This is a genomic window from Ruminococcus hominis, from assembly GCF_014287355.1.
Classification (GTDB): domain Bacteria; phylum Bacillota; class Clostridia; order Lachnospirales; family Lachnospiraceae; genus Schaedlerella; species Schaedlerella hominis.
Genome location: NZ_JACOPE010000001.1, coordinates 1,137,000 through 1,156,326, shown reverse-complemented (window position 1 = coordinate 1,156,326; position 19,327 = coordinate 1,137,000). Strand labels below are relative to the sequence as shown.

The 19,327-nt window shown below is 37.9% G+C and carries 16 protein-coding genes; 1 reads left to right on the top strand and 15 read right to left on the bottom strand.

Translation table 11 applies throughout. The features are described 5' to 3' along the window. Positions 1-43 precede the first annotated feature (43 nt). Positions 44-181: a hypothetical protein gene (locus H8S40_RS05005; RefSeq protein ID WP_186864727.1), complete on the bottom strand. Its 138-nt coding sequence runs from the start codon at positions 179-181 to the stop codon at positions 44-46. A 106-nt stretch (positions 182-287) separates the two neighbouring features. Between H8S40_RS05005 and H8S40_RS05000 the strand changes: the two genes are divergently transcribed. Continuing rightward, positions 288-2,651, top strand: a complete 2,364-nt coding sequence (locus H8S40_RS05000) for a GH39 family glycosyl hydrolase (protein WP_186864726.1) — start codon at positions 288-290, stop codon at positions 2,649-2,651. Between the two features lie 107 nt (positions 2,652-2,758). On the opposite strand, the gene H8S40_RS04995 is transcribed toward H8S40_RS05000, so the two are convergent. From H8S40_RS04995 to H8S40_RS04930, 14 genes are all read right to left on the bottom strand, one after another. Then, the gene (locus H8S40_RS04995) at positions 2,759-4,042 is read right to left on the bottom strand and encodes an alpha/beta hydrolase-fold protein (RefSeq protein ID WP_186864725.1); all 1,284 of its coding nucleotides are present in this window, start codon (positions 4,040-4,042) and stop codon (positions 2,759-2,761) included. Further along, positions 4,042-5,031, bottom strand: coding sequence for a hypothetical protein (locus tag H8S40_RS04990; protein WP_186864724.1), 990 nt, complete (start codon positions 5,029-5,031; stop codon positions 4,042-4,044). The genes H8S40_RS04995 and H8S40_RS04990 overlap by 1 nt, the downstream gene beginning before the upstream one ends. Positions 5,032-5,079: 48 nt before the next feature. Then, a complete protein-coding gene (locus H8S40_RS04985; RefSeq protein WP_186864723.1) occupies positions 5,080-5,496 on the bottom strand; it encodes a hypothetical protein in 417 nt (138 codons plus the stop codon). A gap of 136 nt (positions 5,497-5,632) precedes the next feature. Continuing rightward, positions 5,633-6,979 carry an MFS transporter gene (locus H8S40_RS04980; RefSeq protein WP_186864722.1) on the bottom strand — a complete coding sequence of 449 codons (1,347 nt, stop codon included), beginning with the start codon at positions 6,977-6,979 and terminating at the stop codon, positions 5,633-5,635. A 69-nt stretch (positions 6,980-7,048) separates the two neighbouring features. After that, positions 7,049-8,092, bottom strand: coding sequence for an alpha/beta hydrolase (locus tag H8S40_RS04975; RefSeq protein WP_186864721.1), 1,044 nt, complete (start codon positions 8,090-8,092; stop codon positions 7,049-7,051). A 217-nt stretch (positions 8,093-8,309) separates the two neighbouring features. Next, complete coding sequence (locus tag H8S40_RS04970; RefSeq protein ID WP_186864720.1) at positions 8,310-10,595, bottom strand: helix-turn-helix domain-containing protein; 2,286 nt, start codon at positions 10,593-10,595, stop codon at positions 8,310-8,312. Positions 10,596-10,799: 204 nt separating this feature from the next. Further along, the gene (locus tag H8S40_RS04965; RefSeq protein WP_118724576.1) at positions 10,800-12,773 is read right to left on the bottom strand and encodes an oxidoreductase; all 1,974 of its coding nucleotides are present in this window, start codon (positions 12,771-12,773) and stop codon (positions 10,800-10,802) included. Between the two features lie 82 nt (positions 12,774-12,855). Further along, positions 12,856-14,013, bottom strand: a complete 1,158-nt coding sequence (locus H8S40_RS04960) for an MFS transporter (RefSeq protein ID WP_186864719.1) — start codon at positions 14,011-14,013, stop codon at positions 12,856-12,858. 238 nt (positions 14,014-14,251) lie between these two features. Next, complete coding sequence (locus H8S40_RS04955; protein ID WP_118737725.1) at positions 14,252-14,761, bottom strand: DUF1097 domain-containing protein; 510 nt, start codon at positions 14,759-14,761, stop codon at positions 14,252-14,254. A 3-nt stretch (positions 14,762-14,764) separates the two neighbouring features. Continuing rightward, positions 14,765-15,877, bottom strand: a complete 1,113-nt coding sequence (gene buk / locus H8S40_RS04950) for a butyrate kinase (RefSeq protein WP_022076024.1) — start codon at positions 15,875-15,877, stop codon at positions 14,765-14,767. Between the two features lie 113 nt (positions 15,878-15,990). Further along, on the bottom strand, positions 15,991-16,998 hold the full coding sequence (locus tag H8S40_RS04945) for a phosphate acyltransferase (protein WP_022076023.1): 1,008 nt from the start codon (positions 16,996-16,998) through the stop codon (positions 15,991-15,993). Positions 16,999-17,113: 115 nt separating this feature from the next. Beyond that, positions 17,114-17,353 (bottom strand): acyl carrier protein, encoded by a 240-nt coding sequence (locus H8S40_RS04940; RefSeq protein WP_186864718.1) that lies wholly within the window; start codon positions 17,351-17,353, stop codon positions 17,114-17,116. A 13-nt stretch (positions 17,354-17,366) separates the two neighbouring features. Next, on the bottom strand, positions 17,367-17,780 hold the full coding sequence (locus tag H8S40_RS04935; protein ID WP_022076021.1) for a Zn-ribbon domain-containing OB-fold protein: 414 nt from the start codon (positions 17,778-17,780) through the stop codon (positions 17,367-17,369). Between the two features lie 18 nt (positions 17,781-17,798). Then, a complete protein-coding gene (locus tag H8S40_RS04930) occupies positions 17,799-19,112 on the bottom strand; it encodes a thiolase family protein (RefSeq protein ID WP_022076020.1) in 1,314 nt (437 codons plus the stop codon). Positions 19,113-19,327 lie beyond the last annotated feature (215 nt).

Below are 19,327 nucleotides of genomic sequence, written 5' to 3'. Positions count from 1 at the left end.
AAGTTTATCCCCTTTCATTGCCATTGGGAAGGGAGTTTTTGGCTCAAACATCGTCCCCTTTGGTCTTTTTTATCTTTCTACAACCATTAGGGACATTCAAAAAGCCGCAAACTCCGTCCCCAATGGTTTCCATTGGTTTTATTTTAATAAATTTCTTTATTTTTTTCTCCTTTTCATTCATCTTTTTCTTGTCATCTTTTATCCAAAATTGACCATGCATCCATTACTTGTTATAATACAATAAATATTTTGTCATATTATAGCTTTTCAAAGGAGGTTTTTATATAATGAATGATTTCGAAATCAAATTTTATGAAAATTCGATTACAATGGATGATATACAAAATGAATATTTGCTTCTATTTATCATTCACGGCAGCGCTGCTGTAACATTAACTGCTGAAACAAATCATTTATCCAAAAAAGATATTCTAATGATCAATTGGAATCGACACTTTAAGCTGCAAACTTCTCCCGGAAGCTTTATGCTAATAATTTCTGTTCGTGCAGAACTATTTCGGAAATTAACACATAAACAACTTCCATATTTTCAATGTTGTAGTTCGCGGCATTCTAGCGTAAAGTATGAACAACTACGCTATTTGATCTATGACTTGCTTGGGGAATACGCACTTGATATGAAAGAAATGAGTGCAAAGAAACTAAGTATTCTATATAAAATTTGCGATCACTTGATTTGTTCTTTTCTGTTATCCGACAAGCAATCTTTGCTCGAGACTTCCGATGAACGGCTTGATTATGTTTTTTCTTACATTGAAGAACATTTTTCGGAACATATTACACTTCCGGATGCTGCCAGACAGATTCATATTGCCCCAACATCACTGTCCCGGCTTTTTAAGAAAAACACCGGAATCACCTTTGTACAGTATATAACAAATATTCGCCTTCGCCATGCTGTATCGGATTTAACCGGAAGCCAGTTATCAATCTCAGATATCGCACTAAATAATGGATTTTCAACAGCTTCGCAATTTAACAAAATTTTCAGACAGAATTTCAACCTCTCCCCTGGTGAATATCGTAAAAATCATGCCATACGCAATACTCATCTGGAGATGCAAATTTCAAAAAAATCTGCTGATATTCTAAATGAATACCGCTCCAAAACAAGAATGGTCGTAGTAAAAGAGCAAAAAATCAGACTTCAGTCCGCTGATATCGACTGTGTCAAGGGAAAAGAATTTAAAAATCCTTTGGGTTCCATGATTTATCTTGGATTTGCCTCCCGTATTCTATCCGGAACCTATCAAAGACAAATTCAATTTTTAAAGCATACTCTGGATTTTCAATATGGCTGTATCAACGGTCTGTTTTCTCCAGAATTTTCTCTTCTGGATTCAGATCAGACAACGCAACTGAATTTTGTTAATCTCGACCATGTTTTGGATTTTCTTGTAGAAAATGGAATCCGTCCGATGATCGTTATCGATAATCAAGTTTTAAATATTTTAAAGAAACTAAATGAAATTCATGAAATGTCTACCGCACATTTCTTTTCGGATTCTCGTGAATTCAATCACATCATCGAAAAGATATTAGATCATGTAGTCAATCGATATGGTTTAAAAGAAGTAACGAATTGGAAATTTGTAATCTGGTATTTTGTATATAGACAATCCTTACTTGGACTTTCCGGAGAATTTAATAACCTGTGGGATGATTTTTTCGAAACTGTTCGCTCCAAAGTCCCGAATGCCTCAATCGGTGGTGTCGGATACAGCCCTTCTGTTCACAGAGATACGGTCATTCAATTTTATCGCAATTGGGCCAATGCCAGACATATGCCTGATTTCATAACGATGAATTCATTTCCCTATCGTGAAGCAGAGGAACCGACAAAAATGAACGCGATTCGTCAAAATATCGACCACTTTTTTTCGAACGATCTATCTGAAATGCACTCCATTTTAGCAGAGAGTGGTTTTCCAAAACGCCCAATCGTTGTCATTGAATGGAATCTTAGTTTTGTCCATCGAAATTCACTTAACGATATGGCTTCAAAAGCGGCTATTATGATAAATCAGATGGTTGATACGCTCGGAGAAGCAGAGGATATTTGTTACTGGTATGCAAGCGACATTTTTGCCGGTGACATGGATGCAAACCGTATTCTAAATGGTGCATGTGGTCTGCTTAGTTCTGATGGTTTTTGTAAACCCCCGTATTATGCACTGCTGTTCTTTAAACAGCTGCACAATTATCTCATTGAACGAAATGACCATTATATTATTACAAAAGATGAGCTCGGACATTTTGCCATCCTTCTTTTCAATAATAAGTCATTAAATTATGAATACTATTCCAAAGATGAAGCCGCCATCGGAATGAATGATGAACAAATTATTTTCAATGACCGCGATGCATTGGAAATCACACTTCGTCTCCAAGGAGTTTCAAACAAGAATTATCGAATTCGGAAACAACTATTCGGCCCGAACTTTGGCAGTATTTTGGATGAATGGAAACGTCTCGGAACCGATCTTGAATTGACCTTAGATGAGATATCTTATCTGAAGCGTAAGAGTATCCCACACAGAAAGAATGAAACACTTTGTGCGGAGAATAATACACTGATTCTGCAAGAGGTATTGCAGGAGCATGAGATTATGCTGATACAAATTGATTGACCACTGGGGACGGAGTTTGTGGCTCGTTATTTTCCCCGGTGGCTCTTCTATTTTTCACTGGAAAGTCTAGCCACTAGGGGACAGTAAACAAGCCACAAACTCCGTCCCTATCGGCTCAAAAATTTCTCCAACAGCTTTCTCCATACACTCCACTGATGTCCACCTGGTATAATATCCATCGTATATGGAATCCCATTTTCAAGTAGTTCCTGTTCCAACGGCTGTGCAAATGCTCTATATGCATCGTCAAATGTTCCTGCTCCAATATGAACACGAACATTTTTTAAATACGGTTTTGTATAATCTGCTTCAAATCTTCTTCCACCACTCCAAATTCCGATATTTCCAAATAAATATCCCACACTTTCAAAAATATCAAATGCAAGGAATCCACCTGCTGACAATCCAGCAAATGCTCGTCCCTCCGGTTCGCTTGCTACATGATAATGTTTTTCCATATATGGCAACAGGCATTCTATTAAACTTGGAATATTTTTTTCTTTGTGATTCCACTGATAGATACTATTATCCATCATAACCACCACTGTTGGCTGTATCTTTTTATTCACAATCAAGAAATCCATAATCTGTGACACGCTTCCCTGATTCAACCATGTACTCAGACTCTCACTTCCTCCATGGCTCAGATACAACACAGGATATGGCTTTTCCCGATTTTCATCATAACCTTTCGGCAGATACACTGCTGCCGGCTGTGTTTCTCCTACTCCAAATTTCTTCTTTACCGCAAACTCTATATATCGCACCTTTCCTCTATCAACTGCATCACATCCCAATTCTACAGTTCTATCATCCACTTGATATTTTGCACAGAACGGCACTCGAATCTGACTATATTGAATCTTTTCATTTTTGTATGCATATCCCTTTCTTGACGGATCTGTCATAGTCACCATTTTTAAAGGATTTCCATCCGGCATATCGATTACAAATCGATAGTTGTATGTTCCTGATGGCAATGGAATCGTACATGAAAAAATGTCTGTCTCATCATCTTTTTCCATTTCATACATTCCTAATTTCAATACTTCCAAGTCAAATTCAAATTTTGACACATCGATTTCTTCCCCTTTTGTACCATTTTTTAATTCTTTCGGTGTTGTTTTTAACCCAAGCAATGTATGCGGAAAATATTCCTTTTTCCATTGATGCGGCCAATACCTTCCACTATCCGTAAAGGAAGAATGTTCCTTATCTGAAAACATCCAGTCCCCGATTACTGACAATTTCTTATCTTCTGATGACTTATATCGGAAACTTACAACATATCCCGTAGGCGAATCCGGTGATTCTAATATTTGTGTTGTGTCCAAATATCGAAATTCTTCCTCTGTCATTCCTATAATTTGATATGCTTTTTCTAATTTCATTATTTTTCTCCTTGCAATTCAAATCTCTTTGGATATTTTCCTGTTTTTGATGCATTGATATATCCTTTGCTGTGAACCATATCGAACCTCCAGTCTTGCAGTGATATGATTGGTTCACAATAAAAATCTGTCAGGTACCAATGACCATCTATCTTTTCAAATTTATGCACATATTTATTTACAAACACCATATATGGGATATCTTCTAAACTCTCGGCCATACTTCGCAGATTTGTTGCCGCTGTATCAAACCAGGTTCCTAAAATGTATTTTTTCTTCGGATCATATGTAAGTACAGGAGTTGTCGGTGCGTGAAATGTAAAAAAGCGTTCCCGATACTGTTGTGTCATATCATCTGTCTTTCTCTCAATTGCCTCATAATCATTTAATTCCGGAGTTGTTTTTCCAAAGCTTCGAATCAGCATATGATTTTTTTGTTCTGAATTTTTCATATACTTTTCGATAAACTCCCTTAGTGCTCCACGTCGACAACCATATACCCAGCGATTGATAATATTTTCAATTTCCATTGCTGTCTCCGTATCCGGTTGACATCTCATGACTTGATTAACATCCCATGGTTCATCGCTCATTCCACTTTTATCATATCTTCCATCATTTCTATATGGTGTTTCCGGTAAACTCGCCAGATTCTGGATTTTCATTTTATGAATTTTCCATTCTCCCGCTTCTCTGCAATACTCAGTTTCTGTCACTGCCATCGTTCTGACTAATCTCCAATTGTCTACATCTGACCCCAATAAGCCTGCTTTTATCTGATAAATCTGAGTCATAAAAATTCCCTTTGCATATTCTCCTGTTTCAGTCATTTCGATCAACGGCATTCCTGTTATTCCTAAAAACAGATAACAGTGGTTATTCTTTTGCTCTTTTTCTAACCACCCTGCAAATGATTCTAAAATCTTCTTTTTTCCGCAAACCGCATTCATCTTTAAACACTCTGCCGTTAACACCGTATCTTCTTTCACTGAAAACAGTTTTTCCATTTCATGTAAACGATGCTCGAAAAACATATTTTACAGATTTCGTATAGCAAAATAATCCTTGTCGCTTGCATTTCCTTTTAATGGCAAATCCGGATATTCCCCGATTTTTTCAAATGGATTATTCCGTCCATATGGCACCGGTTTCATTACCTGTATCGTATCCCACTGGATTTTTTCAATTTCTAACGCATGTTCATTTTCCCGGCACACAGCTTCTAATCGTTTCACTTCCACTTTACATAGAATCTCTTCTCGTTCTTTGTAAATATGATAGGTATATGTATCACAAGACATACCACCTGTTCTTTCATCCGATGAAAGCCAATATGCCGGTGACATACTCATTGAAATTCTTCCTTCACCACACATTTTCATCTGATGTAACTCTATCTGCTGATACTTATGAAAATACGCTGCCACTTCATGTTCTATATCAAAATATTTCATCTTCCTTTTCCTCTTTCATCTACAAAAAGAACCAGCGGGGACGGAGTTTGTGGCTCCTAAATTGTCCCCACTGGTTCTTTATTTTCCAACGGAAAGCCTGACCATAGGGACACTAAACGAGCCACAAACTCCGTCCCTATCGGCTATTTCTTTCCTTTAATGCAACTGCAATCTCATCCATCTTCTTAGAATCCAGTTTATACCAGATCAATGGAATAATTCCTACAAGCTGAAGTAGTGCCGGAATCAAATTTACGATCACATTTATTCCTGTCATTGCTGATGCACTCTGCTGTGCTCCTGCAACATACCCTGTTGCTGCAAGTAACCAGATACTCAAAGATCCTGTAATCGCTGATGCAAGTTTAATTGCAAAACTCATCAATGAAGAAGAAAGACCTTCATTACGAATTCCAAATTTGTAATCGCCATAATCAATACTGTCGCACATCATTCCATATGAGATAGATCCTACACTCTGTGAAAATCCACCAATAATAGAAACTCCAAGTACAAAAGCAATTGTTGGATGTCCATTAAAGAACAGAACCAGATCACTTGCTGCATTGATGATAAGCAGAATAATCATATAACCTTTTTTTCCAAATTTCTTTGTTCCCCAAGGTAATGTTGCTGTACCGACAATCTGACATACTGTCAATGTTGTAAATACTGCTGAGATCATTGTGTAAGATCCAACTACATAAATAATATAATATGTAAGTAATGACATTCTTGCCATTGCACCAACAACACCGATAAACAATGAGATAATGGAGATCATCAGTGGTTTGTTCTTTGTCATTAATTTTAAGTCTTTTACAAATGATCCACTGTTTTCTTTTTTCGGTGGCTCTACAATCTCAACTTCTTTACACTTAAATCCACATACCAGAAATAACGGAACCGAAACAATTGCCAGAATGACTGTTGTCCAGAAAAATCCTTTTCCATTTGCTGTGTCAGAATGGCTGAAGAATAAGATCATTGGCATTGCTGCGGCTGCAAGTACTGTTTGAAGTACGTTACTTGCGACATTTGCAATAGAAATAATCTTCATTTTTTCATTGGAATCTGTAGACAGTCTGTTTACAATACCGTTAATTGCAACACCTACTGCTGTATATGCCATACCTGCAAGAATATAAGAAACTCCACAAAGTACTGCTTTCATTGTTCCTTCTACCGGCCATACTGTAAATGTTAAAATGTCAAAAATAGCAAGAAATGGTGGTGCGATAATAATATATGGTCTGAATTTTCCCCATTTTGATTTTGTCTTATCGACAATTGCTCCCATCATCGGGTCATTTACCGCGTCCCATACACGAGCCACTAACATAATCGTGGAAATTGCTCCGGCTGAAAGACTGACTACATCTGTATAAAACAGCATCAGATAAGTGTTGATCATGTACCAGATGATATTTTGGGACATAAATCCCATAGAATAGTATATAGAATTTTTTGTTGTTTTCTTCATAATTTCCTTTCCGTGTGACATTTCACGCACACAATCGTTCCATTATAGGTTCCTTCCATTTTATCTTTATCAAATATTCGGAACTTCTCCTAAGAGTGCATCGATTTTTTCTTCATCAATCTCAATCGATCTTTCATGAAGAAGATCTCTTAATTTCATTCTGCTAAAACACTCCATCATATCACCGAATGTCATCTCCGGTGTAAATGGAATGATTTTTTTCTGCATTATCGCAATCACATCTATAAGCACTTCTTTTGCTTTCGGATTTCCAAATATTCTTCCAATTGTACAATCCAGAGAAAGCCATGCGCTTCCATCATCTGTCATATGAGCTTTACACTTTGGTTCGGTTAATATTTTATTTTCTGCGGTTCCAACATAAAAATCACCCATCACATCTTTTAGAAATCCGATGCTATCCTGCACCCAGTTTGGAATCCTCTCACAAAAAGAGCTTTCTCTCGTTTGAATTGCAGTGTCCCCAACAGAAAATCCATGTGGACCAAACGCATAAATGTGACTTTCAAATGTAATTCCCGCCTTATCCAGAGCATTCATCATATCCAGTGTATTTTTTACCGGAACCACATTATCTGCTCTTGATGCAAATAAGAAACACGGAACCGTATCATAATCTACGTGCTCTGCAATCCTTGGTGCATCCTGTGCAATCTCATCTACTACTTCATTGAGTACTGCATATCCCAACACAACTGCTGCCGGTTTATGATTTGCAATTGTTGCCGCAGCTCCTGCAAGATGACCTCCTGCTGAAAATCCAACTACTGCAATTTTATCTGTCAGAACATTCCATTCCTCTGCATGGCTTTCAATATATTCTATTGCATCTTCATAATCTTCCAACGGCTCAGGCCATTTATACTTATCTCCAACAGAATAACGTAAAACAAACGCATCATATCCTGCTTTCAAATAAGCCAAAGCCACCGGATCTGCTTCACGATCTGAACAGAACTGATATCCACCTCCCGGAATAATTAAAACTGCCGGTCTCTTTGTTATGTTTCGAAATTCCTTCTCAACATCCTGAAGATACACAGTAAGACTTACGTCTTCTCTACTGTTAATAGTTACTTCTAACGTTCTCATATCCTTCCACCTTTTCTTTTTTTAGCATATTCACATGTAAACTTTATCGCTTGTTATGAATACTATTATATTTTCACACAGCACAATTTTCTCCCAAATAATCATGTTTCTTTTGCGCAATTAATTTTCTTTTCTTTATATTTCCAATTAAAAAGGAGTTAAAAAGATAATAATTTTTAAAATAATTATCTTTTTAACTCTTATATATCCAATCTATTTAATAATACGCATATTGAATATTCAAATAAGCAATTTCATTTGCCGATAAGGTAATCTGCAATTCCAACACTCCATTGTCAACTTCATAAGTTCGTAATGTCTGCTGTGGTACAAGAATCTGCTTTAAATAATCCACATCATCATTATGGAGAAATGCCGGCATAAGTAATGATTCAAATGGTGCAATTCTTCTCAATTCATCCTGCACACTTCCGTGCTGCATATTAACGGAATGTTTTTTTACAATATATCGTCCATTTTTTACATTTTCCAACCGAAATTTCAGTTCTTTTTCATCCTGATCATCAAAATACTGCCCTATCTTTTCCAGATGCTGTTCCATTTCGTCCAGATAATAGTGATAGCTTAATCGTTTACAGTTATGACATATAATCTGGTATTCCAGAAATTCATTTCCAAATATAATTGCATTTTCTTTTTTCCCAAGATAATAAGGTCCTGCCTTTTGTAAAAAAGAATATGCATAGTATGATGGTTTCCGAATTCCCTGCTTTGTAATCAGTCCATCCCCACCAAATAAGACCTTCTCTCTGATTCCATTTACATAACTAAGATCCAGTGGCACACTGTGTGGAAGAGAACTTGTGTTTCCAAAACACTCAATCACATTTTTAATAATCAATGCACCTCGATAGCAAGAATCATTTAAAATATTCATTCGCTGAATGCTATCATAATAATCTGTAATATAAATATCACTGATTTCAGAAGTAAACTCCGGAAAATTTTCCCGAAAAGTCTGAAGCTGATTTTTTACATAACCGCTGTCTGTAACTCGATTTACGCTCATTCCTTCCGCTGTCTCCATACATGTATATGGTTTGGCCTGCATTGTCAATGCCGTAAGTTTCCTGTGATTTTTCTTTGTAAACTGTTCAAATTTACGAATTCCTTCCCAGTCTCCCAGTTCTAACCCTGCCCCCAATAACTCCTGCATCTGATATATCGTCAGAATTTCTTTTATCCGCTCATATAGTTTCCAATATACTTCTATTTTTTCTTCATCAAACAATGTATTGTATTCCAATTCAAAACGCCAGTTTCGTATCTCATTACTTCCATAATGAGGTGTAAAATGAGAAAGCATCTTTTTTAAATATGCAAATAATAAGTCTGATTCCTGCAGCTCTCTGACCGAAATTGTAAACCACAATTTTAATTTATTTTTCAGCAGAAAATCAAAAACCTGTTCTTCCTGATAAAAGTTATAAATTTCTTCTTCCGAAAATTTACTCCAGTCTAAGTGAATCCTGACATACTGAAAATTTAATTCTTTCTGTAATTCTTCAAACTGCTCTCTCGCTTCATAATTCAACAATAATTTGCAATCACTTAAATTGATAATTTCGCGCCAATATGGTCTGTATGTCTGTTTATTGTTAACATCAATAGTCACTACTTCTTTTATTTGCTCTGTTTCTCTGACTCCCACCAGTTTTTTTACAGCTGCCTGTAAATTTTCTGTTTGTTCTTTTTTCTTAATCTCTTCTTTTTCCTTTTGCGCTACCCTGTATTCATACGGGGACATGTCATAATTTTCAGTAAAATATTTTCGAAAAGAATCTTCATTTGGAAAGCCGTTATCCATTGCTACACACAATAAATTTTTGTCACTGTACAGCAGATCTTCCATTGCACTCTCCAGTCTCACCTTACATAAATACTGATAATAATTCACTCCAAAATTTTTCTTAAAATATCTTGAAAAATAAGTTGGAGTCATATGAAACTGGCTGCTTATCTGTTTTAGTGACAAATCTTCCTGAAAATGTTCTCCAATATAATCGGTCACATTTTCCAATGAGTTATTATTCTCTGACATAAATATATTTGTCGCAAAATTGCTCACTAAAAAAATCAACATCTCGCAGCTCACTTTATTCCATTCTGCCCGTTGATACTCTGTTCGCTCGTATTGCAGCATAAGCAGCTCTGTCAAATATCTCCTCAATATCGCAAAATTATCATTTTTTACTTTCGTCGAATCACACAGAAAACGATATTTTTTATTGGGAAATAATTCTTTAAATTTTCTAAGAGAAATCGTAAACTCTGCATATAACGCTTTAGATGCTTTCATTAAAACCTTTGATTTCGAATTTATCACCAAAATATCCTCTTCTGATAAAATCGTTTCATCACCGAATGTTTCCATTGATATATTTAATTGATTTTCAATTCCCATTAAAATCACAATATCGCCTGTATATATCGTTTCACTACCCGTACAATATTTCACTGCTGTTGTTATCAAACTTCCCATTTTTATTCTTCCTTTGTCATTTTATAAAGCCATTATAATTGATTTTTCGCCATATAAAAAGAGACTATATTCTACAACAAAAATTTCTTGTAGAATATAATCTCTTTAAGAATAAATTCTGACTATCCCATTATTTTAATTGCAATGGATAAGCCACAGGGGACACTAAATGAGCCACAAACTCCGTCCCCAACGGCCAAGGTTCTACAGACTCATCGCTGTATAATATCCCTGGTTTACTGCATTGTAGATCAGTCCAACACTCTTGCAATCTCCGATTACATAATTCTCATCAACCAATTCACAAAGCTCATCGACTTTGTCATATGCTGACTTGAATCCAAGAGCACATACTACAGTATCTGCCTTTACAACAAATTCTTCTCCATCTCTCTGACATACAACACCTTCATCTGTTACTTCTTTTACTGTTGTATTCGTATATAATTCTGCTGATTTGTTTACCTCAGGCATAAGACCTCCACGATAGAATGAGTTCGCATCTGCTGCAACTTCGGAACGCATTTCAATGACTGCACATTCTTTTCCTTCATGATGGAAAGATACGGCAGCTTCTGTTCCTACCAGACCGCCACCCATGATAACGACTTTCTTGCCAAGTTTTTCCGGATGAAGTTCTGCTTCGATTGCCATTACAACGTTATCTCTGTCTAAACCTTTGATTGATGGTTTTGCCTCATAAGAACCGATTGCAACGATCAATGCATCTGGATCAAAGTCTTTGATAAATTCCGGTGTTACTTCTGTATTCAGCATTACTTTTATTGCTGATTTTTCTACTCGATTGATCATCACCTTGCAGAAATCTGCAATATCTTTTTTGAAATATGGTGCAGATGCAGGATATAAGTTTCCACCGAGTTTATCTGCTTTCTCTGCAAGTGTTACTTCATGACCACGGTTTGCTGCTGTAATAGCTGCTTCCATACCTGCCGGGCCTCCACCTACAATTAATACACGTTTCTTCTGCTTAGGTGCTTTTCTTGGATATTTTTCAGGAAGCTGCTGTCCCATTGTCGGGTTTACAGAACATTTTACTGTCTCACTCTTTCCTGTCTCTCCAAAGCACTCATAGCAACGAAGACATGGTGTAATGTCATCTTCTCTTCCTTCCAATGCTTTCTTTGGTAAATATGGATCTGCAAGAAGTGCACGTCCGATCTCTACCATATCAGCCTGACCTGTTGCGATGATTTCTTCCATCTGTGCAGGATCATTCAAAGAACCAACACAGGCAACCGGTGTTTTTACATGTTCTTTGATTGCTGTCGCAAGATAAACATTTACACCACGTTTATAAAATGCAGAAGGATGTGTACGACAGAACATATCCGGATCTTCGTGATTTCCACAAGATACATTAATCAGATCAACCTTGTCATCTACCATCTCTGCAACTTTGATACATTCGTCCATTCCCAGACCATTTGCTGTCAGATCATCTCCAGACAGACGGATTTCGATTGGAAATTCCGGTCCGACACCTTCTCTTACCGCATCAAGTGCCATAAGCAGGAATCTCGCTCTGTTCTCCAATGAACCACCGAATTCATCTGTTCTCTGATTGAATACAGGTGATAAGAACTGAGAGAACAGCCATCCATGTGCTGCATGAACCTGAACCATATCAAATCCACAGTCTTTACATAGTTTTGCACCCTTTTTGTAAGACTCCACAATTTCCAAAATCAGTTCTTTTGGCATTTCCTGCACTTCCCCAACCGGTGTAACCTCGTGACTCGGTCCATAGGCAGTGTTACATTTATCCAAATGATCTCCACCAACACTTGCAAGTCCGCCGTATTTACCACCATGTGAAAGCTGAATGTTGGCATAAGCTCCTGCATTATGGATTGCTCTTGCAGCCTGTGCCATTCCCTGTTTGACACCAAAAGAGTCAAGCTGAAGCTGTTTGTTATGTGATTTTCCTGTTGCAGAATGCACAATTGCTTCCCCGTATGTAACAATTCCTGCTCCCCCAAGAGCCTTTTCTTCCAGATATGCAATCATCTCCGGTGTAAAATGTCCTTCTGTTGTAATCATACTCGGACTTGTCGGTGCTGCAATAATACGGTTCTTTGCACGTACATTTCTCATTCGGATTGGTGAAAATAAGTTTGAATATTTTTCTTTACCTTTCCATTTCTTAGCGCCCATTTTTTCTTCCTCCTTGCTTGTATTTTGATTTTAAGTTTTCTGCATTTTACAACTGTTCTATCATCTTTATCCCAACATGATATTATGCTGTCTTTTTTCTGGCACGTAACAAAATCACAACACCTGCCGCAATTGTCATACCAACTGTGGCAATTAAATATACATGCGATGTTGTTACCTCTCCAAACATCATTCTGGATGCTCCGTTCAATAGTGTCGGCGAAATCAACTGTCCAAAACAGTTTCCACATGTCATACATGCCGCTGCCATTGTTGTAGAAGCCGGATTTACTGCATTGGATACTTCCACCATCGCTGTAGGAATAAACATTCCCTGTGAGAATCCACAGAACACCGCTCCAATCATCAGCATCACGTAATTTGATGGGAATAATAAAAGTAACACTCCACCGATTGAGAAACATAACATTGCAACCGGCAATGTATATTTTTTCGTCACTTTTGTAATTGCTCCGAGAATCAATCCCATAACAATCTGTGCTCCGGAGAATACTCCTGTCAGATTACCGGAAACCGTTGTACTTCCGGCAAGACTTCCACTGATATGCATTGCAATATTTGTTGTAAATGTAATCAAGAACAGCATTTCGACTACACCTATAAATGCAACCTTGTATACTTCTCCGTTTAATTCGATTTTTTCATCTTTACTCACTTTGGCTGTACCGGTTTCCGGTAAGAACAAGGCGATTAGAATCATTGCGATAAATCCTATCACATTCAGATAGTATGCATTCTGGAATCCGTATTTACCAAGTGCGCCGCCTAATGTAGATACAAGAACCATTCCTGCTCCCACGCTGGCTGCCTGGATTCCCATAACAGAAACTCGTTCGTCTCCCTCAAAAAATTCCGCTACAACGGCTGTGTTCAGTGCGATACAAAGTCCAAGTGCCAGACCATATAAAATTCTTGAAACAAACAGCAGCATAAAGCTATCTGCCAAAAATGGTAAGAATCCTGTAATTCCCGCCATCAGACCGGCAAAAATCAACATTTTTTTCTTACTGATCTTAACAACAAGACCACCTGATATAATTGCAACTACGATAGATAAAAACGTAGGTGCAGTCACCAGCATCTGCACCATACTGACAGATGCATCCGGATAATGCTCCTGAATCTGTCCCAACACAGGGGAAACGCAAAACTGCAATCCCTGTATGAATGAGATGCAGACAATTGTGATAATGATTTTTATTTTTTTCGATTTGCTCATCTCTTCCCTCTCCTGATATCTGATTTTCGTAATTGGGTAATGTCTCTCCAATCACGACTTTGCTTATTATATTGTAGAAAAATTATCAAGGAAACAACAGCACACTTTTTCAAAATGTGTCTAGTTTGAATTAAACAGGGACGGGGAACCATTTAGGGACGGGGTTTAGTGGCTTTTTTGCTTACACAAAAAGCCACTAAACCCCGTCCCTAAATGGTTCCCCGTCCCTGTTTGACTCTCAACCTAATTTTTTTATCAAAAATTTCTGTAATGCATCTACACCAATTCCGACATAGACAACACCTGCAATCATTGCTACACCAATCTGAATCGGGAGTGTTCCAATCTCACTCACTTTCAACGGACCCATAATCGTAAGTCCGATTGCCCATCCACACAGCCAGGATGGTGTAAAAATGTATTTCGGAACATTTTCACCGATGAGAACTGCGAGTCCTCCTAAAATAAACAATGTACAATATAATTCTACATCTGGATTGAATTGTAATGTTTCCATAATCCATACTGCCAGCACTGCCCACACATCTCCACATAGAAATCCTGCTGCTATTTTAAATGCATCGGAACGCTTATTTCCATTTGCCACATATAAACCTGCACAAATGAGGGCTACTGCTCCTGTTGTCACTCCGATATATGTACTTAATACCGCCCATATTGGCGGCATAAATGCGATGCCAAATGCTAATGTACCAATACGAATTCGTTTTTCTTTTTTTGCGTCCATCAATTACTCCCAATCAAATCCGTCCCATACTTTTTTACCAGTATAAACTTTTAAATTTTCTTCTCCATTTAATACACGAATAGCTCCTGCTGCCATAGCTTCCATCTCAAACTCTCCCGGATATGCCGTGACCGGTGCGATAAATGAGCAGGCTTCTGTAATCTGAGCAACAAGATCTTCATTGTAGACCATTCCTCCGCCAAGAAGGATTCCATCTACTTCCCCATGCAATACTGCTGCCATAGAACCGATGCATTTCTCAATCTGATAAATCATTGTATTCCAAAGCATTTCTGCATATTTATCACCATTTTTAGCACGGACAGTTAATTCCAATGCATCAGAAATACCTGCATGACTTACAAATCCACCTGTTCTTGTGCAAAGCTTTTTCACATCTGCAATATCCAGATTATTTTCTTTCATATAGCTTAATAAATTTGCAACAGAAATGCTTCCACAGCGAGTTGGTGCCATTGGACCTTCTCCCCCGACAATATCATATCCGTCTATCATTTTTCCTTTGCGGTGAGCAGATACGGAAATACCTCCGCCAATGTGACATACAACATAATTGCATTCCTCATACTTCTTATTCATCACATTTTTACTATGACGGATTGCGGTTTCTTTTAAATTCAATGCGTGCAAATGTATAATACGGTTCACACCCTTTATACCTGTCATTCTGGCAAGATCCTGCAGCTCATCTACGTCCGGTGGATTCACTACCATTGCCTTTGCACCATACTGCTCTGCAAATTCTCTTGCAAGCTGCGGTCCAAGACCTGCCGGATGAATCACGCCATTAGCGCTGTTTCTTGCATGGTCAAGCATCAAATCTGTCACTTCATATGTGCCGCCTTCCATTGCGAGCAGTCCGCCCCCTCGTCCGACAAATACATCCACATCATCCAATCTTACACCAGCCTCATTTAAAAGCTGTAAAATGGTGTCGCGACGATATGGTAACTGTTCCGGAAGAGACTGAAACTTATCCAGTTCTTTCGCATCATGGGATACATTTTTTGAGAACAAACAATTCTCACCTTCAAACAATGCAATCTTCGTAGATGTAGATCCAGGATTGATTGTCAACACTTTATATTCACTCATAACATTTCTCCATCTAGTAATTACGGGCGCATGTTACTGCGCCCGCATTACATTTATATATTTAGTAGCGATTTTGGTTTATTTGTTTATTTGCATTCTTCTGCAATCAATGATTATTTTGTTTTGCTTCCTGCTGCACGAGCTGCACTGATAATAATATTACCTTTAATTTCAGATACCGGAGCCCCTCTTGAGCAATCACAAACCACACTGTTGAATCCCTGAAGCATTGGTCCATAAGCATTTGCATGTCCAAACTGCTGAATCAATTTTACTCCAACATTACCTACATTTAAATCAGGCCAGATTACAACATTTGCCTTTCCGGCAACTTTGCTTTCTCTTGTAACTTTTTTTGCTGCTACAGCCGGTGAAATTGCTGCATCAAACTGAAATTCTCCATCGATTGCAAGATCCGGACGAAGCTCATTTGCAATTTTTACTGCCTCTACAACTTTGTCGATCAATTCTCCCTGACCACTTCCAAGTGTAGAATAACTTACCATCGCACATCTTGGCTCCCAGTCTAGCAATGCCTTTACAGTATCACATGCTGAGATTGCAATACTTGCAAGCTGTTCTGCATTTGGATTTGTACATACTGCACTGTCTCCGACTGCAAGCAAACTGCCTTCGCTTCCTTCAAATCCAGGAATATCACAAAGTCCGATACTTGAAATTGTGCTGATTCCCGGCTGCAGTCCAATAATCATCTGTCCTGCTAAAAGTACATCTCCTGTTGTATTATCAATTCCTGCAAATGTTACCTCTGCCTCACCAACTGCCTGCATTACCATTGCATAATATAATGGGTTCTGCATACGGCGGCCAAGTGCTTTTTCTTTCAAAAGTGTTTCAGGCTTTGCAACATAGTCTGCAATCAGTTTATTTTTGTATTCTTCTTCCTGAATATCCACAATCTTGAAAACATCTGTCTCATATCCGCGCTCTTTGCACAGTTCTGTGATTTTCTGAGCATCGCCTACAAGAATTGGAATGATATATCCTTCTTTTCCTGTCTCATAAGCAGCCTGCATCATTTTCTCGTTTTCAGCCTCCGGAAAGGCAACGCGCTGTGGATCTTCTTTTGCTTTTGCATAAATCTGATCTAATACGCTCATTTTTCTCCTCCAAAAGTAATTTATTTACATTTTGTATTGTAAGAAATACATTTTCAAAACAACAGCACACATTTACAAAATGTGTCTGCTTTTGTTCTTTAAATTGTAAAATAATTTACATTTCTTCCTCGATTAAATCAACAAGATCTGAGATTGTATTACATGCACTTGCATCAACTAACATCAAAGCCACATCTAATTCATTTTCAATTTCCGAAACTAATGCTACCATCTGTACAGATGCTCCGCCTAAATCCTCTTTAAATGATGTTTTTTCTGAAAGTCCTACCACATCTTTTTTGTATGACATAGCTACCATGTTTAATACCTGTTCTAAAATTTCCTGTCTTGACATTGTTTTGTTCTCCTTATTCTTCATCTAAATCAAATACTACTGTTTTCACTCCATTATCACGTTCCACAATTGCTGCATGAACATTTACCGGAAGCTTCGCTTCCAGCTCTGCTCTGTTCTTTCTGCTGACTCCGCGAACAACTGCATTCAATCTTGTTCCTTCTTCAATTTCTACTTCTCCATAACAGAATTTACCTAATTTTTTATATTCCGGTTTTGTAGAAAGTGCTGCCGGTAATACGATGGAATGTAATTTTGCTTTTCCACTGATTTCATACCACTCTGTTTCATAATTTCCACAATTATTACATGCATATACAGGTGGGAATTCTACATGTCCGCACTTTGGACACTTACGACCTAAGATTTTTCCCTCTTCAAGGCCTAAATAAAATTTCTCTACGACTTTCTCCAATTTGATAGCCATGGTACTTCCTCCTCTTTATTAGTCCATTGTACGAATCACGATTGCTGCCACATTCTGTGCTCCGCCATATCCACGAAGCATTGCTGTCTTAGGCACTTTCTTAACCTCACGTTCTCCACACTCATTCCACATCTGTTTACAAGCTTCGTACATATCAGCCAGACCAGATGCAGCATGCGCATGTCCAAATGATGTTCTTCCACCATTTGTATTGATTGGTTTATCACCATCCCATGCTGTACGTCCATCACAGATATATTTCCATCCTTCTCCGTATGGAAGATATCCGGCAATTTCTGCTGATACCAAATGAGAAGTGATAATAAAGTCATTTGCAAAGAAAATATCCAGATCATCTCCTGACAATCCTGTTGCTTCATATACCTGACGAACAGCTTCCTCTGTTGCAGCAACTTCAAAATGTGGTGTTGTTGCTTCACAAGCAGCACTTCCTATTCCAAGTACTTCGATTGGTTTATGTTTTAAATTCTTTGCGATTTCCGGAATCTTCTCTGTTGCACATACGATACAAGCAGCAGCTCCGTCACATTTTAACTCAACTCCGCCTGCACGAAGGAAATCTCCCATTTTCGGATTGTATGGAGAATTCATGTACTCATCTAATGTCATGCCTGCTTTTTCTGCCAGTTCTTCGTATGTTGTTCTTTCAATCGCAAGCGGGTTTGTAGAAGCATTTCTTCTATTATTAATGCACATTGCATTCAATGTGTTATTCATATCCTCTGCTGAAATACCTCTTGTACGGACATACCATTCAGCCGCATCGTCATAGATTAATTCCTGTCCGGCCATAAGTTGTCTTGTATATGTACGGTCATACAACCATGATGTTGTTTTCAAAAATTTATCCATTGTCATCTTATCGCGTTTATATGGATGCTTTGGTGTTTCTACGCTGTCAGCCGGACTTGGTGTACTGTCACCAAACTCAACGGCACCCGTAAGTACACAGTCATATTTTCCTGATGCAATTGCATTTACAGCCTGCTCGATTGCAAGATAACCTGTACAGCATGCTTCTGAGTGATGGATAGAACCTTTTCCTTTCATACCAAACCAGTTTGAAATCTGCACGTTTGGTGTTAAATAGTTTGAACCATTCAGAGGACTTGCCTGTCCATGGAAATAAAAATCTACATCCTGTGGATTTACTCCTGCATCTTCCATTGCCTTCAATGCTGCATATCCAAACATTTCACCTTCTGTCAGTCCGTCTGTTTCTGGATTATCTACTGTATACATAAATGGAGTACATCCAACACCGATAATAGAAACGCTTCTCTGGTATTTTCCCAATTTCGTCTGATTCATTGTTTTCATCCTTTCTTATGAACATTTTCCTGCGTAAGAACATAGACATCTGTTTTTTGTATCATCATCCAACGCCAAGTCTCGCGGCTGCTCGACTTGAATTTTGTTCTTTACGATTCTTGCTTAATTATATATAATGATTTTAATGATTTCATCGTGTCACAGCATGATATTATACGGATTAATTTTGATTTTTTTGTGCGAACGCACAATGG